We start from the raw sequence: 21,500 nt of genomic DNA, 5'->3' as shown, positions 1-21,500 counted from the left end.
GCATGAGTGAAGCGGATGTGTTGTTCGAGGTACGCGGTCGGCTTGGGTTGATCACCCTGAACCGGCCACGGGCGATCAATGCGCTCAGTCACGCGATGAGCCTCGCGATCCTGTCCACGCTGCGCGAATGGGCCGACGACGACGCCGTCGAGACGGTCGCGATCGTCGGTGCTGGCGAGCGCGGGCTGTGCGCGGGCGGCGATATCGTCGCCATTTTCCGCGACGCGCACGACATCAACGCGGGCGGCGCGCAGCGTCCCATCGACACCGCCGCCGCCAAGTTCTGGCGCGACGAATACCTGCTCAACGACTACATCAAGTCCTATCCGAAGCCGTATGTCGCGGTGATGGACGGCATCGTCATGGGCGGCGGCGTTGGCGTTTCCGCGCATGGCAGTCATCGCATCGTCACCGAACGCTCGCAAATTGCCATGCCGGAGAACGGAATTGGCTTCGTTCCCGACGTCGGCGGCACCTATCTGCTGGGTCGCGGCCCTGGCGAGGTCGGCGTGCACATCGCGTTCACCACCGCCCGCATGAGCGGTGCCGACGCGATCTACGCCGGATTCGCGGACACATTGGTCCCCAGCGCCGACCTCCCCGCGCTGCTCGACGCGCTGACCATCACCCCGGTCGATGAGGCGGTCGCCCAATTCGCAACTAGCGCAGGCGAGTCCGTGCTCGAATCCCATCGCAGCTGGATCGACGAGTGCTACGCGGCCGAGACCGTCGCTGACATCGTCGACGCGCTCACCGCCGCTGAGCTCCCCGAAGCGACCAAGGCGCGCGACGAGTTGCTCACGAAATCCCCACTGGCACTTGCCGCTACGCTGCGCGCGGTCCGCAACGCCCGCACGCTGCCCAGCCTCGCCGCCGCGCTGAACGTCGAGTTCCGCCTGACCGTCCACGCGCTATCCACCCCGGACTTGGCCGAAGGCATTCGCGCGCAGGTGATCGACAAGGACCGCAGCCCGCGCTGGTCGCCCGCGACGATCGCCGACGTCACCACCGCCCAAGTCGACGCGTACTTCGCCGAACTCGGCGAGCACGAACTTGGATTGCCGGAGTAAAACGCGACGCCGGTAGGGTCTGGCGCAGAACACCCCGGACCGAAAGGGAACCCTGTGACCGACTTCGAGACGATCCTGCTTGAACGCAAAGGCCCCGAGGGGCGCGGCGGCGTCGCGCTGATCACCCTCAACCGGCCCGAAGCGCTCAACGCCCTCAACGGTGCCATCCTCGATGACGTCATCGCCGCCCTCGACGAAATCGACCGCGACGACAGCATCGGCGCGGTCGTGATCACCGGGTCGCCGAAGGCGTTCGCCGCCGGTGCGGACATCAAAGAGATGGCTGATAAGTCGTCGATGGACATGTACCTGTCCAACGCGTTCGCCCGCTGGGATCGCCTCGCCAACTTCCGCAAGCCGACTATCGCCGCAGTCGCCGGGTTCGCCCTCGGCGGCGGTTGTGAGCTCGCGATGCTGTGCGACATCCTCATCGCCGCCGACAACGCGAAATTCGGTCAGCCCGAAATCAAGCTCGGCATCATCCCAGGCATCGGCGGTTCGCAGCGCCTGACCCGCGCTGTCGGCAAGGCAAAGGCGATGGATTTGATCCTCACCGGCCGCATGATGGGCGCGGAAGAAGCGGAACGGTCCGGGCTCGTCGCGCGCGTTGTGCCCGCCGACGAACTGCTCGACACCGCGCTCGAAGCCGCCCAGACCATCGCGAGCTACGCGCTACCGGCGACCTTAGCCGCGAAGGAAGCCGTGAACCGCGCGTTCGAAAGCTCGCTCGCCGAAGGCGTGCTTTTCGAGCGCCGCAGCTTCCACTCGCTGTTCGCGACGCAGGATCAGAAAGAAGGCATGGGCGCGTTCGTCGACAAGCGCAAGCCGGAGTTCACCGACCGCTAGGTGGTCGCGTCGGTGGGCTCCCACAGCGAATCTGCCGACGCGAAATCGCCTGCCTCCCAACGGAATTCGGCGAGCAGTGCGAGTAGATGTTTCGTTGACTCCGGCGCGATGCCAGGCTCGGCGAAGACCTGCGCGTTGAGCGCGGCCGTCGCGTCATCAACAACGCGACGGCCTTCTCCGGTGATCTCGATGAGCGTTGTCCTGCGGTCGGTGGGATGCGGCACGCGGGTCACGAGCCCGGAGGCGGCGAGGCGGTCGACAGTGTTGGTGACGCTAGTCGGATGCACCTGAAGTCGCGCGCTGGCCTTCGCCATCGGCAGGGCCCCCGACTTGGTGAAACTCAACAGTCGAAGCAGCTCATAGCGCGAAAACGTGAGCCCCGACGACTTGAGCGCCGCGTCAACGCGCGCCATCACAATCTGCTGGGCACGCACCAGCGACGTGACCACCGCCATCCCGTCAGCAACGTCGCCCCAACCGTGCCCCACCCACTGCCGATGCGCCTCAGCGATGGGATCAAGCGGGAGCGGATTGCGACGCGACATAGTTCCGATCATCCCACGCCCCGTTTGCGATCACGGTGATCCCAAACCTCGGCAGATGCGCCCGACCACGGCAGTATCGGTAACCGAGGCGGGCGTGGCTGAGTGGTTGAGGCAACGGTCTGCAAAGCCGTTTACGCGGGTTCAATTCCCGCCGCTCGCTCTGTATTTATTGCGCGGCTCCGCCGCGCGGGATTTTCGGCCAGTGACCTCTCAGTTGCGGCGCGTTGCTTCGGCTTCGCCGTTACGCAACGCACCGCAACTGAGAGGGGCCGAAAATCTTGCCCTGTTTGGTTGACGTGGGGATCCCGCGTTGGGTGCCGCAGTTCGTTCTTATTGCTTGGGGAACCTGGGTTACTTGGGGTAGGCCATTGCTGTTCCATGCGGGGTGAGCTGCACGCGGTCACCTGTCTGCGGTGCGTTCATTCCCGCGCGGCGTACGCGGACTGTTCCCGCGCCCTCGGCCAACTCGATCGTCAGGATCACTTCCGGGCCTCGGAAATCAACGTGCTTCACCACATGCGGGCCCGTGCCGGTCGCGGCGGTCAGTTGCTCTGGGCGCAGCATTACCGTGCACTCACCGTCCGGCGCGCCTTCCTGCACCGCGATGTCGCCCAGTACCGTTTTCGCGACATGCCCGTCCGACACTCCGTCGAGCAAGACCGTGTCGCCTAGGAAACCGGCAGTGAACAGGTCAGCTGGGCGCGTGTACACCGTCACCGGCTCGCCGACCTGGGTGAATCGGCCGTCGCGCATCACCGCGACCTGCTCGGCGAAGCTCAGCGCCTCTTCCTGATCGTGGGTAACCAAAATGCTCGTCATCCCGGCCGCGCGCAGGGTTTCGGCGACAGCTTCGCGTGTCGTTGCCCGCAAGCCCGTGTCCAACGCCGAAAACGGTTCGTCGAGCAGCATCAAATCCGGTTTGCGGGCCAGCGCGCGCGCCAGCGCGACGCGCTGCTGCTGCCCACCCGACAGCTGATGCGGCTTGCGGTCGGCGTAGGACGCGTCAAGCGACACCATCGCGAGCAGGTCGGTGATGCGCGCGCGGTCGGCCTCCGAACGCCGCCGCAGGCGCTGAAAACCGCCGCGCACCCCCGTCGACAACCCGTACGCGATGTTGTCGGCCACGCTCAAATGCGGGAAAAGCGCCCCGTCTTGGGCGACATACCCAATCTTGCGTCGCTGCGGCGGAACGCAAAACCGTTCGCCGACAACGGTTTCCGCGCCAAGGCAGACCGAACCGGCGTCGGGTGTCTCGAACCCGGCGATCACGCGCAACAGGGTGGTCTTGCCACACCCCGACGCGCCGACAACAGCGGCGGCAGAGCCGTCAGGCACTTCGAGATTGATCGCGTCGAGCACCGGTGCCGGTCCACCGAAACTCTTCGAAACATCTTGTACGACAAGACGACTCATGCCCCTGCCGCCTTTCTTGACTGGGTGAAAAGCAGGTACGTCACCGGGATCGCCGCGATAATCATGATCAGCGCGTACGGCGCGGCGGCGGCATAGTCGAGTTCGCCGGACAGACCCCAGAACTGCATCGCCAGCGTGCGGGTGCCGCTCGGCGCGAGTAGCAGCGTCGCGGTGAGTTCCGTTGAGACAGCGACGAAAACGAGTGCGGCACCCGACGCGGCGGCTGGCGCGGTGAGCCTTAGCGTGACGCGGAAAAACGTCGCCGCGGGTGCTTCGCCGAGCGAGCGCGACACTTCTTCCAGTCCAATCGGCACCTGCGCGAGGCCCGATCGCACGCTCACCAACGCGCGCGGCAGGAACATCATCGTGTACGCGATCACGACAAGCGCGGTGGTTTGGTAGAGGTCGGGGACGTAGCGAATCGTCACCGTGACCAGCGCGAGCGCGATCACGATGCCTGGCAGCGACGAGGTGATGTAGTTCGCGCCTTCGATCCACCGGGCGAACCGCGACTTCGACCGCACCGCGATCCACGCGATCGGAAACGCGCACAGCGTGGTCACGACGGCCGCGCTCGCCGCGAGTGCGATGGTCTGCCCGAGCGCGTTGCCGATTTCCACCCCGTCCCACACCTTCGCGCCGCCCAACCAGAGCCAGCGGAAGATCGTCCACAGCGGAACGCCGAGCGCGCCAATTGTGACCGCGATCAGCACGCCGACCAGCGGAAGTTTGGCTGCGGTCGGGAGTGCGACCGGTTCGGCCGCCCGTTGCGCGCCGCTGCCAAGTCGCGCATAGCGCGCGTCGCCGCGCAACGCCGATTCGCCGCCAAGCAGCGCGAGACAACACAGCACGAGAACACCAGCGAGCATGCTGCCGGCAGGACCGGCGAAACTACTTTGGTACTGCTCGAAAATCGCGGTCGTGAAGGTGTCGTAGCGCAGCATCACGAACGCGCCGTATTCGGCAAGCAGGTGCAGGCCGATCAACAAACCGCCGCCGAGAATCGCCAACCGCAGCTGCGGCAAAACCACCCGAAACCACACTTCGACTGGTCCCGAACCCAACGCGCGCGCCGACTCTTCCAACGCTGGATCGAGTCTGCGCAAGGTCGCCGCGGCAGGCAGATAGACGAGCGGGAAATACGACATTGTCGCGACGATCACGGCGGCGAGTAGCCCGTGCATGCGCGGAAAAACGCTGACCCAGCCGTAGCTGTTCACAAACGCGGGCACCGCGAGCGGCGCGACCAAAACCGGTCCCCACCAAGCCCTTCCGGGAACATCGGTGCGTTCAACCAACCACGCGAGACCAATTCCACCGACCACGCAGATCGGCACCGTGCACGCGACAAGCAGCCCGGTGTTGATCAGCAATTGCCCGACGCGCTCTCGGAAAACTAGCTCAGCCGCCTCGGACAGTCCCGTGTCGAACAGCACCGAAACGATGTAGCCGAGCGGGATGAAGGTGAGCGCGGTGAGAATGAGCGCGACAAGCACGACGAAGGTCCCGGGACCCCGGGACCTCGTCTTGCTAAGCGTGGCGAGCGGCACTTACAGCAGTCCAGCCTCGGTCATGAGCTGGGTGACCTTGCGGGAATCGAGCTTGCTCGGGTCGATCGCGGGTGCTTGGAGGTCGGCGAGCGGCGGCAGCGCCGGGTTGGCCGAAACGCCGTCAGCGACCGGGTACTCCATCGACGTGCCGTCGCGCAGGATCTCCTGACCCTTCTTCGATGTGATGTAGGCGAGGAACTTCTGCGCCGATTCCTGCTTCTTGCTCGACTTCAAAACGCCGCCACCCGAGACGCTCACGAACGCGCCCGGATCCTGATGCTTGAAGTAATGCAGCGCGGTGTTCTTGCTCGATTCCTTGGTGTTGGCCTGGTCGCGGTACCAGTAGTAGTGGTAAATCACGCCGCCGACCGGGTCGCCATTGTTGACGGCCTTCATCGTCGCGACGTTGTTTTGCAGGGTGGTCGCGTTCGCCTTCATGCCCTGGAGCCAGGTGCGGGTGACGTCTTCGCCCTTGAGCGCGAGCAGGCCAGCGACGATCGCCTGGAAATCCGCACCCGAAGTGCCAGCGCCCCAGCGGCCCTTCCACTCCGGGTTTTGCAGATCGAGCAGCGAGGTTGGGAGACCGCTGGTCGGCAGCTTGTCCTTGTTGTAGACGAAAACCGTTGCGCGCGCGGCGATTCCGGTCCACTTACCGGTCGACGGGCGGTACTGCGCGGGCACCTGGTTCAGCGTTGCCTTGTCGACGTCGGCGAACAGGTTCGCGTTTTCGACAAGCGCCATCGCGGGGGAGTTTTCGGTGAGGAAAACGTCGGCGGGGGAGTTGGCACCCTCGGCGACGAGCTGGTTGCCGAGGGCGGTGTCGCCGCCCTGACGCAAGGTGACCTTGATGCCGGTCTCCTTGGTGAAATCGGCAACCCATTCCTTGGTGAGCGACTCGTGCTGGGCGTTGTAGACGGTGATCTCGTCGGCATTGCCCGAGCCGGACGAGCAGGCCGTGAGGCCGAGTGCGGCGATGGCGACGGTCATCAGGCCGGCTAGCGGCTTCCAACTACGCGAGGTCATTCGCGTCCTTCCAGCACAGGGTCCCCATCCTATGATGAGGCTTACCTAAGCAAGATACCCTGCGTGAGCTGGACGGGGTTTGTTGGTCAGCGTTTGTTAGCCGGGGCCGAGCAGATCTTCCACACGCCGTCTTCGTTGCGCAGGTGTTCGTCGGTGCTGTTTTCAGTGTTGGGCGCTTCGCCGGGGACGGTCAGGGTGAGGGTGCCGTCGATGGTGGCCTTGGCGTCGTTGCCGGTGACGATGACGTCGCGGACTTTGTCAATGCGCACTTTGAGCGTGGCTTGCTGAAACTGTTCGCGCGCTTGGGGACTCAGCGCGGCGAGCTCGGCCCGGTCGGCGGCACACGTTTTCGCATTAGCCGCGACAAACCCGTCTTTGTCGAGGGTTGAGTAGAAATCGCGAATAGCGGTTTCGATTTGCTGATCAGCGGAGGGTTCGGACTTTCCGCCGAAGGCGAGAAACGCGGCCGCGACGGCGGCGACGACAACAATAGCGACGCCGACCGCAAGCAAAAGCTTTGTCCCCATTGGGGTTTGGGGCGACGTCGGCGACAGACCGCTTCCGCTCGCCTCGACCGGGGTTGAAGAAATTTGCGCCATGACCCGCTCCTGGATGATCCGGTGAAACCGTGAACACAACTGCGGCCAAACGTTTGCGGGGAACGGTAGCGCGGTAGACGTTGCGGGACAAATCCACCGTCGCAAACTGTTGCGAACCAGCGAATTTGACTGATTTGCCGGATTATTCGCACACGTGAAGTCGGGGATGCACGAAAGTTGCTGTTGTTCTTGGCAATTGGTCGCCAGCCGTGAGTAGGCTGGCGCTACCTCCAGCTCAGGGGCGGTACGGGACCTGGTCGCCGTGCCGCGCCGAGAAAGGAGGTGATGGATTTGGCTAAGCACCGCCGGAGCAAGAAGGCGGCCCCGGTCGATTACGGCATGCTGTTCGTAGCAGCTGCAGTGACCGCCGGGGCCCTGTTCCTGGTCAGCCGAGTTTGGTTGGCTAGCTAGACCCATCCAGGGTGGAGCGTCGTTCGCGCGGCGCTTCACCCGCTCAGCACTCTCCATGCTAGTTGACAAGGACCCGGATGCGAAGCGGATTGTCATCTGACAACGCGAAAGGTCCCCAACCAGTCGGCTGGGGACCTTAACAGCGTGGTGACACTCGGAGCGGCCGTCGACTGCTTCGTCGTCGAAGATCCGCCCATGCCGATTTGGGGATGAGTACGGCATGAGTCCGACCCTCTTATCAGTAGCTTTCCCAGTAAACCTCGACGTTGGTGAAGTCGCGATTCTTGAGATGATCGATATCGATGAAGCAGTAGAGGGTTCCGAAATCACCCCAGCCCATACCGAGTTCGTGATCGGTGTCGAACTGGGCAATCAGAACAGGTCCGAGCGGCGGATAGTCGGGGAAGAAGTGTCGCTCGGCCGTCGTGTCAGGCAGGAGGCCGCGGTCGCGTTCACCCTGGATCTCGTTGGCCCACCCACCGAGTTGATGCCACGACGATGAGCGGGAGCGGAAAGTGTCAGAGAAGGACTCCAGGCGTTCGTGCACGCTGTCGTCGTGGTCGCCGTCCCCCAGCAGGTACTCCTCAAGCCACCAGCGCGAAGGAATTGTCGGAACAGTCACGTACGTCATCGGAACGTGTCGGAAGAGTCGATTTTGACGTTCGAGGTCCTCGGGCAGTGCTGTTTTCTGGAGTACTACGTCGTCGGCGAAGTACAGCAGCGCGCCCGACCATCCACCGGTGTCGCCAAACACCGTGATCCTGCCAGATGTTGGAAGGCCCAGATCCAACGCGGGCAATCTCGCCAAATCGATTGTGGCCACGTGCTCGTAGTGGCCCCGATCGTCTCCGGGCCAGTCGAATCCTTCCGGGAGTTCCGGCAGTCCGCCGAAGTATCCGATGAGCATGTCTCCCTGGCTGCCGTGACGGAGCCGCAAACCTTCCCGGATCGTCAATTGGAAGTCAGGGTGTAGAGATTCAGCCTCAGCCACCACGCCATCGTCACACGAAGCCCCTTTGACTGTTCACATCGGTGTGCGGGCGCTCGGTCTGTCCGCGGTGCCGCTGGCCTAGCTCATCGCTGGGAACGGACGTAATTCACGCATTCGCAGCCACCCTCGGATTCGGCGGCGGGGCATCTTATTACTCCCCCGGAGATCTCCCTGATCTTGTCGACTAGTGCACGAACCAGTGGCTTGTCCTTGAACGGTAGGCCGTAACCGCCCGCGTAATAGCACGCTCTCTGCTCCGAGAACACGTAGCTGCGTAATTGGAGCAGGTCATTTGGTAACTCGCTGGAGCGTTCCCACCGAGCTATCACTCCGGGGGGGATTGTGTACAGATCACCGCGATAGTCACTGAACGCGCAGCAGGCGATCGGTGTGCGGGCAAACCAGCAGAATTCGCTGCCGTCGGCGTCGTCGGCAGGCACGGGAAGGCCTAGGGGGGTCATGTGACCCAGCATTTCATGCGGATCCGGTTTCGACCGCAGGCCTGTCGCGGCACGAATAGATGCCAATTGCCAGCACGGCATACCGCACATTCGGCGAAGTTGTGTCATCTTGTGGCATCGGCGCGAGCTGATCATGCGTACGAAAATGGCCCTCAACCGCTTACCCGCAGGTTGGGGGCCATTTTCGTCTGTGCCCTCGGCAGGAATCGAACCTGCGGCCTTCTGCTCCGGAGGCAGACGCTCTATCCCCTGAGCTACGAGGGCGGGATAGCGACGACAGCGTATCGCATCAACCCTGCTGCGCCAAAACTGATTAAGCCGGCCCCAACCGACAAGGCGGGGCCGGTCAAGCAGCGTCAGCTCAAAGGCAGCGGGGTCGCGCCGCGCGCGGTGAGCATGTCGGTCATCACCTTCGACTCGCTCGCTTGCGCCTTCGACATCTGCGCGGCCAGCATGCTCACCGCCGACGTCTCGGCGTGCTCAGCGCCATATTCGGCCATCGGCGCACCACCCTGGTGGTGACGCAACATGAGCTGCAGAAACATCGTGTCCAGTGCCGGGCCCGACGACGCGCGCAACGCCGTCATCTCCGCCTGCGACGCCATGCCAGGCATCGACGCGGCACCTTCGGCCATGTCGTGTTTCGCACCGCCGTGGTCGTGACCACCGGACTGCATCCACGTCATGTAGCCGTCGACGGGCTGGCTCGGCTCATCCCACAGCTGCAACCAGCCCTGCATGCGGCCGATCTGGTTCTGCTGCGTCGTGAGGATGTCGTAGGCGAGGCGACGCACGTCGTTGTCGGTGGAACCCGTCAACGCGATGCCAGCCATGTCGACAGCTTGGGCGTGATGCGCCGACATGTCCTGGCTGAACCCAATATCAACCGGCCCGGGCGCGGCTTCGGTTGCACCACGGTCCAGCGGCAACCGCAGCAGCACCCCAATCACCGCGCCGAGCAGCAACAACCCGATCGCCCCGAGCACGAGCACTGGCCCGCTCGCCCGGCGCGTACCGGTATCGGAATCCACTACTGACCGGCCGGTGCCGCACCGGTCGGCATCGGAATCGACTGCACGCCCGGCGGCAACGCGCCACCGAGACCACCGGCGCCACCAAGCTCAGCCGGGGCGTCGTTCTTCGCGCCGGTGCCGTCCATCTTCACCGCGTCAGGACCGTAGGGCGACGAGTCGAACGGCGGCGGGTTGGCGGCGTCGAAGCCCGGGTTCGAGCAGGAAGCGCCAACCTCGGGGTAAGCGCCGTACGGGTTGGCGCGCAGCGCGGAGATGAACTGCTTGATGCGCGGGTCGTCGACCGAATTCACCTTGAGCTGGTGACCCCACGACTGCACCGAAACTGGCGAATCGAGGCCCGGGTACGGCGACATCAGCGACTGCTCACGGCCCTGCACGAACTTCGACAGCGTCGAAACGCCATCGGCGTTGACCTTGTCGGGGTTGTAGGTGATCCAGATCGCGCCGTGCTCAAGCGAGTGGACGGCGTTTTCTTGACGGATCGGCTTCGCGTAAACGGTGCCGGTGCAGTTTGCCCACGCCGAATCGTGCGGACCACCGAACGCGGGTGCCTTGTCGTAGGCGACGCGCTGGGTCGACTGCACGTGCATGCCAGCCGGGTATTCGGTCTTCACGACCCCTTCGATCTTGGTCGACGGGTCCGGGTTTTCCTTGGTCGGCACCCATTCCTTGAGGTCGGTCTGCGCCTCACGCATCGCCGCCTGATCGAGGTACTTGGGGACCAGGCTGTAGGCAAGAAGGCCGATGAGTGCGATGATCGCCACACCCGCGCCAATCAGGGCCCACGGCGTCTCCCGCTTCTTGCCGGGAATGTTGCCCTTGCCCTTTTTGCGCGACGGAGACGACTTCCCCGCGGCGCGCACGGCCTTAGCTGAGGTGGCGCTTGTGCTGCTCGGCATCGCTGCTTGTGCTCTTTCGACGTGTGGATGATCTTCATTCGCGGCGGGCGGTCGACGTGCAAGTACGCCCAGCCAATAGGATAGAGACTCGTGACTCCAGCTGACCTTGCAGATCTCCTTCGCACTACCGCCGCGAAGGTGCTCGTCGAACGTGGACTCGACTCATCGGTCCTGCCCGAGCAGCTCAGTGTGGAACGTCCCCGTAACCCTGACCACGGCGACTATGCCACGAATATAGCGATGCAGGTTGCGAAGAAGGTTGGGACGAACCCCCGCGAACTGGCAACGTGGCTGGCTGACGCCCTTTCCGCGACGGACGCGATCGAGGTTGCCGAGGTCGCTGGACCGGGCTTTTTGAACATCCGCCTTGCCGCTTCGGCGCAGGGTGCGATCGTCGCGCAGGTGCTCGCCGCCGCTGAGAACTACGGCACCGGCAAATCGCTGACCGGCACGAATATCAACCTTGAATTCGTTTCCGCGAACCCGACCGGCCCCGTCCACCTCGGTGGCACCCGTTGGGCCGCCGTCGGCGATGCGCTCGGCCGCATTCTCGCAGCTCAGGGTGCCGACGTGACCCGCGAGTACTACTTCAACGATCACGGCGCGCAGATCGACCGCTTCGCGCGCTCGCTGGTCGCCGCCGCGCTGGGTGAGCCCACCCCCGAAGACGGTTACGCCGGCGAATACATCCAAGACATCTCCGCTGGCATCGTCGCCGCCAATCCCGGCGTGCTCGACCTTCCCGCCGACGAGCGGCACGAACTGTTCCGTCGCGAGGGCGTCACGCAGATGTTTGCCCAGATTCGCGCTGACCTCCACGAGTTCGGCACCGACTTCGACGTGTATTTCAACGAGTCCGAACTGTTCGCTTCCGGCGCGGTTGAGCAGGCTGTTGAGCAGCTCAAAACCAGCGGCAACCTGTACGAGAAGGACGGCGCGTGGTGGATCGCGTCAACCGAGTACGGCGACGACAAGGACCGCGTTGTTCTGAAGAGCGATGGCAACGCCGCCTACATCGCCGGTGACATCGCCTACTTCCAGAACAAGCGTGGCCGTGGCTTCGACCTGGCGATTTACATGCTCGGTGCCGATCACCACGGCTACATCGGTCGCCTCAAGGCCGCCGCCGCCGCGTTCGGTGACGATCCCAACACCGTTGAGGTGCTGATCGGCCAGATGGTCAACCTGGTTCGCGACGGCGAAGCGGTGAAGATGAGCAAGCGCGCGGGCACCGTCGTCACGCTCAACGATCTGGTTGAAGCGATCGGCGTCGACGCGTCGCGTTATTCGCTCGTGCGTTCGTCGGTGAACTCAAGCATCGACATCGACTTGGACGTGTGGACCAAGGCTGGCAACGAAAACCCGGTCTACTACGTCCAGTACGCCCACGCCCGCACCTGCCGCATTATCGACAACGCGAAGAACTTTGAATTCGCTTCTGTCGCACCGGATTTCGCGTTGATGACGGCCGACCGCGAAGGCGACCTCATCCGCACTCTCGGCGACTACCCGCGCGTCGTCGCAACAGCAGCCGAGACCCGCGAACCGCACCGCATCGCTCGTTACCTCGAAGAGCTGGCCGGGGTTTATCACCCGTTCCAGTCCGACGACGACATGCGCGTACTCCCCAAGGGCGACGAAGCTGTCACCCCTCTTAATGCCGCCCGCCTCGAACTGGTGCGCGCGACCCGACAGGTGCTGGCCAACGGCCTGACCCTGCTAGGCGTCAGCGCGCCGGAGCGCATGTGAACCCCGGCACGCTTTTCAGGAAGGACACCGCACTCACATGAGCGCACACCCGGCTGGCCCACGGCACGCGGAGATTCCGCACGCGCCCACTTTGGCTGAGCGCCCGACTGACCCGGCCGAGCTGATCAACCTGCCCGCCAACGTCTGGCCGCGCAACGCGACGCGCGCCGACGACGGTGTCGTCGAACTCGCTGGCGTGCGCGTCGACGAGCTCGCACGCCAGTACGGCACGCCGCTTTTCGTGATCGACGAAGACGACTTCCGTTCGCGCTGCCGCGACATGGTCGCCGCGTTCGGGCCGAACGCCCGCGTGCATTACGCGTCGAAGGCGTTCCTGTGCGGCGAGATCGCGCGCTGGATTCGCGACGAGGGCCTTTCGCTCGACGTGTGCTCGGGTGGCGAACTCGCCGTCGCGCTCAACGCCGATTTCCCCGCTGAGCGCATCGCGCTGCACGGCAACAACAAGTCGGTTGCTGAGCTGGAAGCGGCCGTTGCCGCTGGTGTTGGCCACGTTGTCGTCGATTCGCTGTACGAAATCGAGCGACTCGAAGCTGTCGCGGGTGCCGCTGGGGTTGTCCAGGACGTGCTCGTCCGCGTGACGGTCGGCGTCGAAGCCCACACCCACGAATACATTTCGACCGCCCACGAAGACCAGAAGTTCGGCTTCTCGATCGCCGGTGGCGACGCGATGGAAGCGCTGGCGCGCGTCTTCGAGGCCGACAACCTGCGCCTCGTCGGCTTGCACAGCCACATCGGTTCGCAGATCTTCGAACTCGACGGCTTTGAGATCGCGGCCCGTCGCATGCTCGGCCTGCTGCGTGAGGCCATCGACAAGTTCGGCATCGAACGCACCGCGCAGATCTCGACGCTCGACCTCGGCGGCGGCCTCGGCATCTCGTACCTGCCGAGCGACAGCCCGCCCGAGCTCACCGCCTTCGCCGCGAACCTGCGCGACCTCGTCGCCGCCGAAGCAACGCGCGCTGGCCTGGCTGAGCCAACGATCGCCGTCGAACCTGGTCGCGCGATCGCCGGTCCGGGCACGGTCACGCTGTATGAAGTCGGCACGATCAAGGACGTCGAACTCGACGGTGGCGCGCGTCGTCGCTACGTGAGCGTCGATGGCGGAATGAGCGACAATATTCGGCCCGCGCTGTATCAGGCCGATTACGATTGCCGTCTGGTCTCGCGGTCATCTGACGCGCACGCGGTTGTCGCGCGCGTAGTCGGAAAGCATTGCGAGAGTGGCGATATCGTCATTCGGGATACGTGGATGCCCGCCGATGCCGCGCCTGGTGACCTGCTGGCGGTAGCGGCGACGGGGGCGTACTGCTATTCCATGTCGAGTCGCTACAACCAGCTCACCCGACCCGCTGTGGTCGCGGTGCGTGACGGGAAGTCGCGACTGATTCTGCGCCGGGAAACGGTGGCGGACCTGCTGAGCCTGGAGGTAGAGCAATGAGCGCATCGAACGGGACTTGGGATTCGGAGCGTCCGCTCGGCGTCGCGGTGCTCGGCATGGGCAACGTTGGCACCGAGGTCGTTCGCATTCTCCGCGATCACGCCGACGACCTGCGTGCCCGCGTTGGCGCGCCGCTCGTGTTGCGCGGTGTCGCTGTCCGCGATGTCAGCAAGGACCGTGGTATCCCGGCTGAACTGCTCACCACCGATGCCGAAGCGCTCGTCGCGCGTGACGACGTCGATCTTGTTGTCGAGGTTGTCGGCGGTATCAACCCCGCACGCGGCCTGATCCTGTCGGCGCTCAACGCGGGCAAGTCGGTCGTCTCGGCCAACAAGGCCCTGCTTGCCGATTACACCGGTGAGCTGGCCGCTGCCGCCGAAGCCAACCGCGCCGACCTGTACTTCGAGGCCGCTGTCGCCGGTGCGATCCCCGTTGTTCGCCCGCTGATCCAGTCGCTTTCGGGCGACCGCGTGAACAAGGTCATCGGCATCGTCAACGGCACGACCAACTTCATCCTGTCGGCGATGGACGAAACCGGCGCGGACTACGGCGATACCCTCGCCGAAGCAACGCGTCTCGGTTACGCCGAAGCCGATCCGACCGCCGACGTCGAAGGCTTCGACGCCGCCGCGAAGGCCGCGATTCTCGCCTCGCTCGCGTTCCACACCCGCGTCACCGCCGCTGACGTGTACCGCGAGGGCATTTCCAAGATCACTTCCGAGGATCTGGAAACCGCTTCCGCGCTCGGCGCCACGGTGAAACTGCTCGCTATCTGCGAGCGCGTTCCCGCTGGTCCGGGCGAGCCGACCGCTGCCGAAGGCGGCAAGGAACGCGTTTCGGTGCGCGTCTACCCCGCGCTGATCCCGCGCAAGCACCCGCTCGCCTCGGTCAACGGCGCGTTCAACGCGGTTGTCGTTGAAGCCGAGAACGCCGGTCGCCTGATGTTCTACGGGCAGGGTGCCGGCGGTGCCCCAACCGCGTCGGCCGTGCTCGGCGACCTCGTCATGGCCGCCCGTAACAAGTTTTATGGTGGTCGCGCGCCCGGTGAGTCGGTTTATGCTGAGCTGCCGATCGCGCCAATCGGCGACACCCTGGCCCGCTACCACGTGAACCTGCAGGTCGCGGATCGTCCCGGCGTGCTCGCCGCTGTCGCTGGCGAATTCGCCCAGCATGGCGTGAGCATCTCGACGGTGCGGCAGCAGGGTCATGGCGAAGGCGCTCGCCTCGTCGTCGTCACCCACGAAGCGACGGAGTCGGCCCTTGCCGATACTGTCGCGGCATTGGCGGAGATGGATTCCGTCACCCATGTGACCAGCGTTTTGAGATTGGAAGGCACGGAAGAATGAGCACAGCATCGGGTAGGGCCTTGCGCGGCGTAGCTCCCCAGACGGGAGTGCATTCGCGGTGGCCCGGTCTGATCGCGGCCTACCGTGACCGATTGGCCGGGGCTGCCGACTGGGAGCCGGTCACGCTGTTCGAAGGTGGCACGCCGCTCGTTCCCGCGCCGTACCTGTCGGAGCTCACCGGCTGCGAGGTGTACCTCAAGGTCGAAGGTGCCAACCCAACCGGTTCGTTCAAGGACCGTGGCATGACGATGGCGATGACCGACGCGAAGTACCGCGGTCAGAAGGCTGTGCTGTGCGCGTCGACGGGCAACACGTCGGCATCGGCCGCCGCCTACGCCACTCGCGCTGGCATGGAATGCGCCGTGCTGATCCCGCAGGGCAAGATCGCGATGGGCAAGCTCGCTCAGGCCGTGATGCTCGGCGCGAAGATCATCCAGGTCGAAGGCAACTTCGACGACTGTCTTGAACTCGCGCGCAAGGTCACGTCCGACTTCCCCGAGGTCGGCCTGGTCAACTCGGTCAACCCGGCGCGTATCGAAGGCCAGAAGACCGCGTCGTTCGAAATCTGCGACGTGCTCGGCAAGGCACCCGACGTGCACGTGCTGCCCGTCGGCAACGCTGGCAACATCACCGCCTACTGGCGCGGTTACCGCGAGTACAACGCCGACGGCATCACCACGTCGCTGCCGCGCATGCTCGGCGTGCAGGCCGCTGGTGCCGCGCCGCTGGTCAACGGTGCGCCGGTGAAGGACCCCGAGACCATCGCGACCGCGATCCGTATCGGTTCGCCCGCGTCGTGGAACGGTGCGATGGAGGCCAAGGAGCAGTCCGGTGGCGCGTTCCGCGCGGCGACCGACGACGAAATCCTCGCCGCCTACCGTCTCGTCGCCGCTAAGGAAGGCGTGTTCGTCGAGCCCGCGTCCGCGGCGAGCGTGGCCGGTCTGCTTGCCGCGCACCAGGAAGGTTGGCTGGATTCGGGCCTCACCGTCGTGTGCACCGTCACCGGCAACGGCCTAAAGGACCCCGACAATGCCCTCGCTGGCATGCCCGAGGTCAAGCCCATCGCCGTCGACCCCGTGGCTATCGCCGCCGAACTCGAGCTGGCCTGAGTTGAGCGCGCACGAGGTCTCAACGATGTCAGCCACCTTGCCCGCCGGGTTGGCCGTTTCGGTGCGGGTGCCCGCGTCGACGGCCAACCTTGGTCCCGGATTCGATTGTCTGGGAATGGCTTTGGGCATCTACGACGAGATCGAGGTGCGCACCACCGACGACGGACTCACCATCCGCGTCGAGGGTGAAGGTGCCAACGATGTGCCGTGGGGGCCAACACATCTTGTTGTTCGCGCCATCGAAGCAGGTTTAGCCGCAGCGGGTTTGCGCGCCGGTGGCCTAGATGTGGTGTGCCGCAACGTGATTCCGCATTCGCGTGGGCTTGGGTCGAGTGCGTCGGCCGTTGTTGGTGGACTCGCGGCAGGCGCTGGGCTCGCCGCGAAGTTCGATCCGGCGCTCGAAATCGATCGCGACGAACTCGTGCATTTGGCTTCGGAATTCGAAGGCCACCCCGATAATGCCGCCGCGAGCGTGCTCGGCGGTGCTGTTGTTTCATGGACCGAGACCGCCGAAGACGGCACCGTTCGCTACCGCGCTGTTCGTCTCGCGCCCGCCGCCGCGCTGCGCGTTGTCGTACTTGTGCCGAGCGAGCGTTCATCGACCGCGCACACCCGTGGGCTGCTGCCCGCGCAGGTTCCGCACGGCGACGCGGCATTCAACGTGAGTCGGGCCGCGCTCGCGGTTGTCGCGCTCACCGAACGCCCCGACCTGCTGATGCAGGCAACGCAAGACAAGTTGCATCAGACCCAACGCGCACCAGCGTTGCCGCTGACCACCGCGTGGATCGCGCGGTTGCGCGCCGCTGGCATCGCCGCGACGGTCTCGGGTGCTGGTCCCACCATTCTCGCGCTCACGACCAGCGAGTTTCCCGCTGAATTGCATGAACTCGCCAAGGCCGAAGGGCTCGAAGTGATCGAACCGGTGATCGCTGACGGGGTCTCGATCGACTAACGGCGTGCCTGCCTTGCCGATGCTACGGATACAGCGCTATTCTTGGTCTGTCCGTACATCGTGCGCGTCAGACGCCGGTGCTTCATCAGGGCAATCGCTCAAGCAAGCTCTAGGGCAGTTTTGAAGAGCGATCTCTCCTCGCGGACGCATAATCCGTGCTCGGTACGCATTACCGGGTCTACGGAACGAACCCTCGACCAATGCATAAGGCACTCGAGGGAAGGAAAGGATTTCCGTGACAGAAACGGACCTGCTCGCGACACCCTCGGGCGGCCGCGAAAGTGAATCCGGACAGATTTCGAAAATAAGCGAACAAACCGACGTCGCACGATCGGGGCTGACTGGAATGCTGCTGCCGCAGTTGCGCGCACTGGCGGGGGAACTCGGTATCCGAGGCACCTCGGGGATGCGTAAGGGCGATCTCATCGCCGCTATTAAGGAAAATCAGTCCGGCGGTTCGGCCGCCGAGAAGCCGCGCGCTGAGAAGGCGCCCGCCGCCAAGTCGCGCGGCGACAAGGCTGAAAAGTCGGCTCCCGCCGCAGCAGAATCCGCTCCCGCCGCCGCGCAGACCGCCGCACCTACCGCGGTCGCTGTTGCTGAGAAGCCCGTTGAGCAGGCTCCGGCGCAAGCTGAGCAGTCGGGGCAGTCGGGGTCTGATGAGTCTGGTCGCGACGATTCGGGTCGCGATGGTGGTCAGCGTGGTCGTGGCCGTCAGCGTCGTGGTCGTGAGCAGGGTCGTTCGGGTAACGACAACTCAGGCAACGCCGCCAACTCAGGTAACGCTGCCAACTCGGCCAACGCCGCTGAGGTTCGCACCGATGAGCCCAAGACCGAGAACGAGCAGGGCGAGCGTCGTCGAGATCGTGGCGACCGGCCCGAGCGTGGCGAGCGTCCCGACCGGGGCGAGCGCAACGACCGTGGTGATCGTGGCGACCGTAATGATCGCGGCGAGCGGGGTGACCGCAACGAGCGGAACAACAACCAGCGCAACCAAAATGGCAACGGCAATGCGAACGGCAATGCCAACGCTGGCAACAACAACGGCCCCGCCCGTGGCCCGCGCGAAGATCGCGATGGCGACGACGAAGAGGGTCGCGGCGGTCGGCGTGGTCGCCGGTTCCGTGAGCGTCGTCGTGGTCGCGACCGCGACGGTGGCGCTCCCGCCGCTGGCGAATCGCGCGATATCGAAATCCGCGAAGACGACGTATTGCAGCCTGTCGCAGGCATTCTTGACGTGCTCGACAACTACGCGTTCGTCCGCACGTCCGGTTACCTCGCCGGCCCGAACGACGTGTACGTGTCGATGAATCTCGTTCGCAAGAACGGACTTCGGCGTGGCGACGCCATCACCGGTGCGGTTCGCGCCCCGCGTGACGGCGAAAGCAACAACCAGCGGCAGAAGTTCGACCCGCTAGTTCGTCTCGACACCGTCAACGGCGGCGATGTCGAAGCTGCCAAGCGCCGTCCCGATTTCCAGAAGCTCACCCCGCTGTACCCCAATCAGCGGCTGCGTCTGGAAACCGCGCAAAACAAGCTCACCACGCGTGTGATCGACCTGATCATGCCCATTGGTAAGGGCCAGCGCGCGCTGATCGTTTCCCCGCCCAAGGCGGGTAAGACCACGATCATGCAGGACATCGCCAACGCGATCGCGATCAACAACCCCGAGTGCTACCTCATGGTTGTGCTTGTTGATGAGCGTCCCGAAGAGGTCACCGACATGCAGCGTTCGGTGAAGGGTGAGGTCATCGCATCGACCTTCGACCGTCCGCCGGGCGACCACACCTCCGTCGCCGAACTCGCCATCGAGCGGGCAAAGCGTCTGGTGGAAATGGGCAAAGACGTTGTGGTGCTGCTTGATTCGATCACTCGACTCGGCCGCGCGTACAACAACTCGTCGCCCGCATCGGGTCGCATCCTCTCCGGTGGTGTCGACTCGACCGCGCTGTACCCGCCCAAGCGGTTCCTCGGCGCGGCGCGCAACATCGAAAACGGTGGCTCGCTCACCATCATCGCCACCGCGATGGTCGAGACCGGTTCTACCGGCGACACGGTGATCTTCGAAGAGTTCAAGGGCACCGGCAACGCCGAGCTCAAGCTCGACCGCAAGATCGCCGAACGTCGCGTGTTCCCTGCCGTCGACATCAACCCGTCGTCGACGCGTCACGACGAACTGCTGATGTCGCCCGACGAGATGGCGGTCGTGCACAAGCTGCGCCGCGTGCTTTCGGGCCTCGATTCGCACCAGGCCATCGACCTGTTGATGGACCGGTTGCGTAAGTCGAAGAATAACCTGGAGTTCCTGATGACGGTTTCCAAGACCGCACCGGGCGCGCTGGACGAGTGACACAGTGAAGTTTGCCGATGGGTTCCGCTTTCGAGCGGGACCCATCGGTCGTTTCGCCGACGTGGGAACAACGCGTGACCAGAGGGCGTTGTCATCCAGCGCGGCGAACTCTGGCATACTGGTTAATCGTGTGTCTGCGAGTTCGCAGATATTCCGCCTAGTCGGTACCGGTTCACGTATTCCACGTTTCCAGTGGTGTGCGACCCGGGACCATGATCGAGAGGACGCCCATGAAGGCAGGAATCCACCCCACGTATGTCGACACCACCGTTGTGTGTGGTTGCGGCAACACCTTCCAGACTCGCTCCACCAAGGAGTCCGGCCAGATCACCGTCGAGGTTTGCTCGCAGTGCCACCCGTTCTACACGGGCAAGCAGAAGATCCTCGACACCGGCGGCCGCGTTGCTCGCTTCGAGGCTCGCTACGGCAAGCGCGCCGGCGCCAAGAAGGCCGACGACGCCTCCTAGTTGCCACCACCGACGCCCGGTACTGCTTTCCGCAGGACCGGGCGTTTGGTGTTTTGTGTAGCGCCCACCTTGTGACAACCCTCCGCAGGAGTTCAACTCATGGCCGATCAGACGGCTCCTTCCGCTATCGATGACGTTCTCGCCGAGTACGCGGGCCTTGAAGCGCAGCTAGCCGACCCGTCGCTGCACAACGACGCGGGTGCGGCACGTCGCGTTGGTAAGCGGTTCGCCGAGCTCGCGCCCGTGATGAGCACCTATCGCAAGCTGGAAGCGGTGCGCGACGACCTGGAAGCCGCGCGTGAACTCGCTGCCGACGACGCCGCGTTCGCCGCCGAGGTCCCCGGCCTGGAAGCCCAGTTGGTTGAGCTTGAGCTCGCGCTCGCCGACCTGCTCGCCCCCCGCGACCCGCACGACGGCGACGACGTTGTGCTTGAGGTGAAGTCCGGCGAAGGTGGTGAGGAGTCGGCGCTGTTCGCCGCCGACCTCGCGCGCATGTACATCCGCTACGCCGAGCGGCACGGGTGGAAGGTCGAAACGCTCGACGTCACCTATTCTGACCTGGGCGGATACAAGGAAGCGACGCTGTCGATCAAGTCGCGCGACGCGGCCCGCGACGGCGTGTGGTCGCGCTTCAAGTTCGAAGGTGGGGTTCATCGTGTGCAGCGCGTGCCCGTCACCGAGTCGCAGGGCCGCATCCACACTTCGGCGGCTGGCGTGCTGATCTACCCCGAGCCCGACGAGGTCGAGCAGGTGCAGATCGACGAAACCGACCTGCGCATCGACGTCTACCGTTCGTCGGGCAAGGGAGGTCAGGGCGTTAATACGACCGACTCGGCCGTTCGCATCACCCACCTCCCGTCCGGCATCGTCGTGACCTGCCAGAACGAGCGTTCGCAGCTGCAAAACAAGGCGCGCGCGATGCAGGTGTTGTCGGCGCGTTTGCAGGCATTGGCCGAAGAACAGGCCGACGCGGAAGCTGCCGCCGGTCGCGCGAGCCAGATCCGCACGGTCGACCGCTCCGAGCGCATCCGCACCTACAACTTCCCGGAAAACCGCATCGCCGACCACCGCATCGGCTTCAAGGCACACAATCTTGACGCGGTTTTGCAGGGCGACATGGACGCGTTGCTCGACGCGCTTGGCAAGGCCGACCGCGACGCGCGCATGGCGGCGGAATAGCCCGCCGCACCGCCGACAAGCCTGCGGCGCAACGGTCCGACAAGTGGAGG

18 protein-coding genes and 2 tRNA genes are annotated in these 21,500 nt (G+C 64.7%); 11 read left to right on the top strand and 9 right to left on the bottom strand.

The window, feature by feature from the left end; translation table 11 throughout:
* Positions 1 to 2 precede the first annotated feature (2 nt).
* Together IEX78_RS15035 and IEX78_RS15030 are read left to right on the top strand one after the other, a co-directional pair.
* Positions 3 to 1,070, top strand: a complete 1,068-nt coding sequence (locus tag IEX78_RS15035; RefSeq protein ID WP_188829650.1) for an enoyl-CoA hydratase/isomerase family protein — start codon at positions 3 to 5, stop codon at positions 1,068 to 1,070.
* 54 nt (positions 1,071 to 1,124) lie between these two features.
* Positions 1,125 to 1,916 (top strand): enoyl-CoA hydratase, encoded by a 792-nt coding sequence (locus IEX78_RS15030; RefSeq protein ID WP_188829649.1) that lies wholly within the window; start codon positions 1,125 to 1,127, stop codon positions 1,914 to 1,916.
* Here IEX78_RS15030 and IEX78_RS15025 read toward each other — a convergent pair.
* Complete coding sequence (locus tag IEX78_RS15025) at positions 1,913 to 2,461, bottom strand: MarR family winged helix-turn-helix transcriptional regulator (RefSeq protein WP_188829648.1); 549 nt, start codon at positions 2,459 to 2,461, stop codon at positions 1,913 to 1,915. The genes IEX78_RS15030 and IEX78_RS15025 overlap by 4 nt on opposite strands.
* A gap of 88 nt (positions 2,462 to 2,549) precedes the next feature.
* On the opposite strand from IEX78_RS15025, the gene IEX78_RS15020 reads away from it, so the two are divergent.
* Positions 2,550 to 2,621, top strand: a tRNA-Cys gene (locus IEX78_RS15020).
* 191 nt (positions 2,622 to 2,812) lie between these two features.
* On the opposite strand, the gene IEX78_RS15015 is transcribed toward IEX78_RS15020, so the two are convergent.
* The 8 genes from IEX78_RS15015 to IEX78_RS14980 form a co-directional block, all read right to left on the bottom strand.
* On the bottom strand, positions 2,813 to 3,874 hold the full coding sequence (locus tag IEX78_RS15015; RefSeq protein ID WP_188829647.1) for an ABC transporter ATP-binding protein: 1,062 nt from the start codon (positions 3,872 to 3,874) through the stop codon (positions 2,813 to 2,815).
* Entirely contained in the window at positions 3,871 to 5,370 is a 1,500-nt protein-coding gene (locus IEX78_RS15010; RefSeq protein ID WP_229684014.1) for an ABC transporter permease, read from the bottom strand. Before IEX78_RS15010 ends, IEX78_RS15015 begins: the two co-directional genes overlap by 4 nt.
* 54 nt (positions 5,371 to 5,424) lie before the next feature.
* Positions 5,425 to 6,447 (bottom strand): iron ABC transporter substrate-binding protein, encoded by a 1,023-nt coding sequence (locus IEX78_RS15005; RefSeq protein ID WP_188829645.1) that lies wholly within the window; start codon positions 6,445 to 6,447, stop codon positions 5,425 to 5,427.
* A gap of 86 nt (positions 6,448 to 6,533) precedes the next feature.
* The gene (locus IEX78_RS15000) at positions 6,534 to 7,046 is read right to left on the bottom strand and encodes an Rv0361 family membrane protein (RefSeq protein WP_188829644.1); all 513 of its coding nucleotides are present in this window, start codon (positions 7,044 to 7,046) and stop codon (positions 6,534 to 6,536) included.
* Positions 7,047 to 7,695: 649 nt separating this feature from the next.
* Positions 7,696 to 8,448, bottom strand: a complete 753-nt coding sequence (locus IEX78_RS14995) for a DUF1963 domain-containing protein (protein WP_188829643.1) — start codon at positions 8,446 to 8,448, stop codon at positions 7,696 to 7,698.
* 652 nt (positions 8,449 to 9,100) lie between these two features.
* Positions 9,101 to 9,173: transfer RNA gene (locus tag IEX78_RS14990), tRNA-Arg, on the bottom strand.
* Between the two features lie 92 nt (positions 9,174 to 9,265).
* Positions 9,266 to 9,940, bottom strand: a complete 675-nt coding sequence (locus IEX78_RS14985) for a DUF305 domain-containing protein (RefSeq protein WP_188829642.1) — start codon at positions 9,938 to 9,940, stop codon at positions 9,266 to 9,268.
* Positions 9,940 to 10,842, bottom strand: coding sequence for a thioredoxin-like domain-containing protein (locus IEX78_RS14980; protein WP_188829641.1), 903 nt, complete (start codon positions 10,840 to 10,842; stop codon positions 9,940 to 9,942). Before IEX78_RS14980 ends, IEX78_RS14985 begins: the two co-directional genes overlap by 1 nt.
* 90 nt (positions 10,843 to 10,932) lie before the next feature.
* Between IEX78_RS14980 and argS the strand changes: the two genes are divergently transcribed.
* The 8 genes from argS to prfA all read left to right on the top strand — a co-directional run bounded on the left by argS (position 10,933) and on the right by prfA (position 21,450).
* Entirely contained in the window at positions 10,933 to 12,591 is a 1,659-nt protein-coding gene (gene argS / locus IEX78_RS14975; RefSeq protein ID WP_188829640.1) for an arginine--tRNA ligase, read from the top strand.
* Positions 12,592 to 12,628: 37 nt separating this feature from the next.
* Complete coding sequence (lysA, locus tag IEX78_RS14970) at positions 12,629 to 14,050, top strand: diaminopimelate decarboxylase (protein WP_188829639.1); 1,422 nt, start codon at positions 12,629 to 12,631, stop codon at positions 14,048 to 14,050.
* Positions 14,047 to 15,396 carry a homoserine dehydrogenase gene (locus IEX78_RS14965; protein WP_188829638.1) on the top strand — a complete coding sequence of 450 codons (1,350 nt, stop codon included), beginning with the start codon at positions 14,047 to 14,049 and terminating at the stop codon, positions 15,394 to 15,396. Before lysA ends, IEX78_RS14965 begins: the two co-directional genes overlap by 4 nt.
* Complete coding sequence (thrC, locus tag IEX78_RS14960; protein WP_188829637.1) at positions 15,393 to 16,505, top strand: threonine synthase; 1,113 nt, start codon at positions 15,393 to 15,395, stop codon at positions 16,503 to 16,505. Before IEX78_RS14965 ends, thrC begins: the two co-directional genes overlap by 4 nt.
* A gap of 25 nt (positions 16,506 to 16,530) precedes the next feature.
* Positions 16,531 to 17,457, top strand: a complete 927-nt coding sequence (gene thrB, locus IEX78_RS14955) for a homoserine kinase (protein ID WP_188829636.1) — start codon at positions 16,531 to 16,533, stop codon at positions 17,455 to 17,457.
* A gap of 235 nt (positions 17,458 to 17,692) precedes the next feature.
* Positions 17,693 to 19,804 carry a transcription termination factor Rho gene (gene rho, locus IEX78_RS14950; protein WP_188829635.1) on the top strand — a complete coding sequence of 704 codons (2,112 nt, stop codon included), beginning with the start codon at positions 17,693 to 17,695 and terminating at the stop codon, positions 19,802 to 19,804.
* Positions 19,805 to 20,034: 230 nt separating this feature from the next.
* Positions 20,035 to 20,271, top strand: a complete 237-nt coding sequence (rpmE, locus tag IEX78_RS14945) for a 50S ribosomal protein L31 (protein ID WP_188829634.1) — start codon at positions 20,035 to 20,037, stop codon at positions 20,269 to 20,271.
* 99 nt (positions 20,272 to 20,370) lie between these two features.
* Positions 20,371 to 21,450: a peptide chain release factor 1 gene (gene prfA / locus IEX78_RS14940; protein ID WP_188829633.1), complete on the top strand. Its 1,080-nt coding sequence runs from the start codon at positions 20,371 to 20,373 to the stop codon at positions 21,448 to 21,450.
* The last annotated feature ends 50 nt before the right edge of the window (positions 21,451 to 21,500 follow it).

It is taken from the genome of Nocardia camponoti (genome assembly GCF_014646135.1).
GTDB classification, from domain to species: Bacteria; Actinomycetota; Actinomycetes; order Mycobacteriales; family Mycobacteriaceae; genus Nocardia; species Nocardia camponoti.
This window is presented reverse-complemented; position numbering and strand designations above follow the sequence as displayed.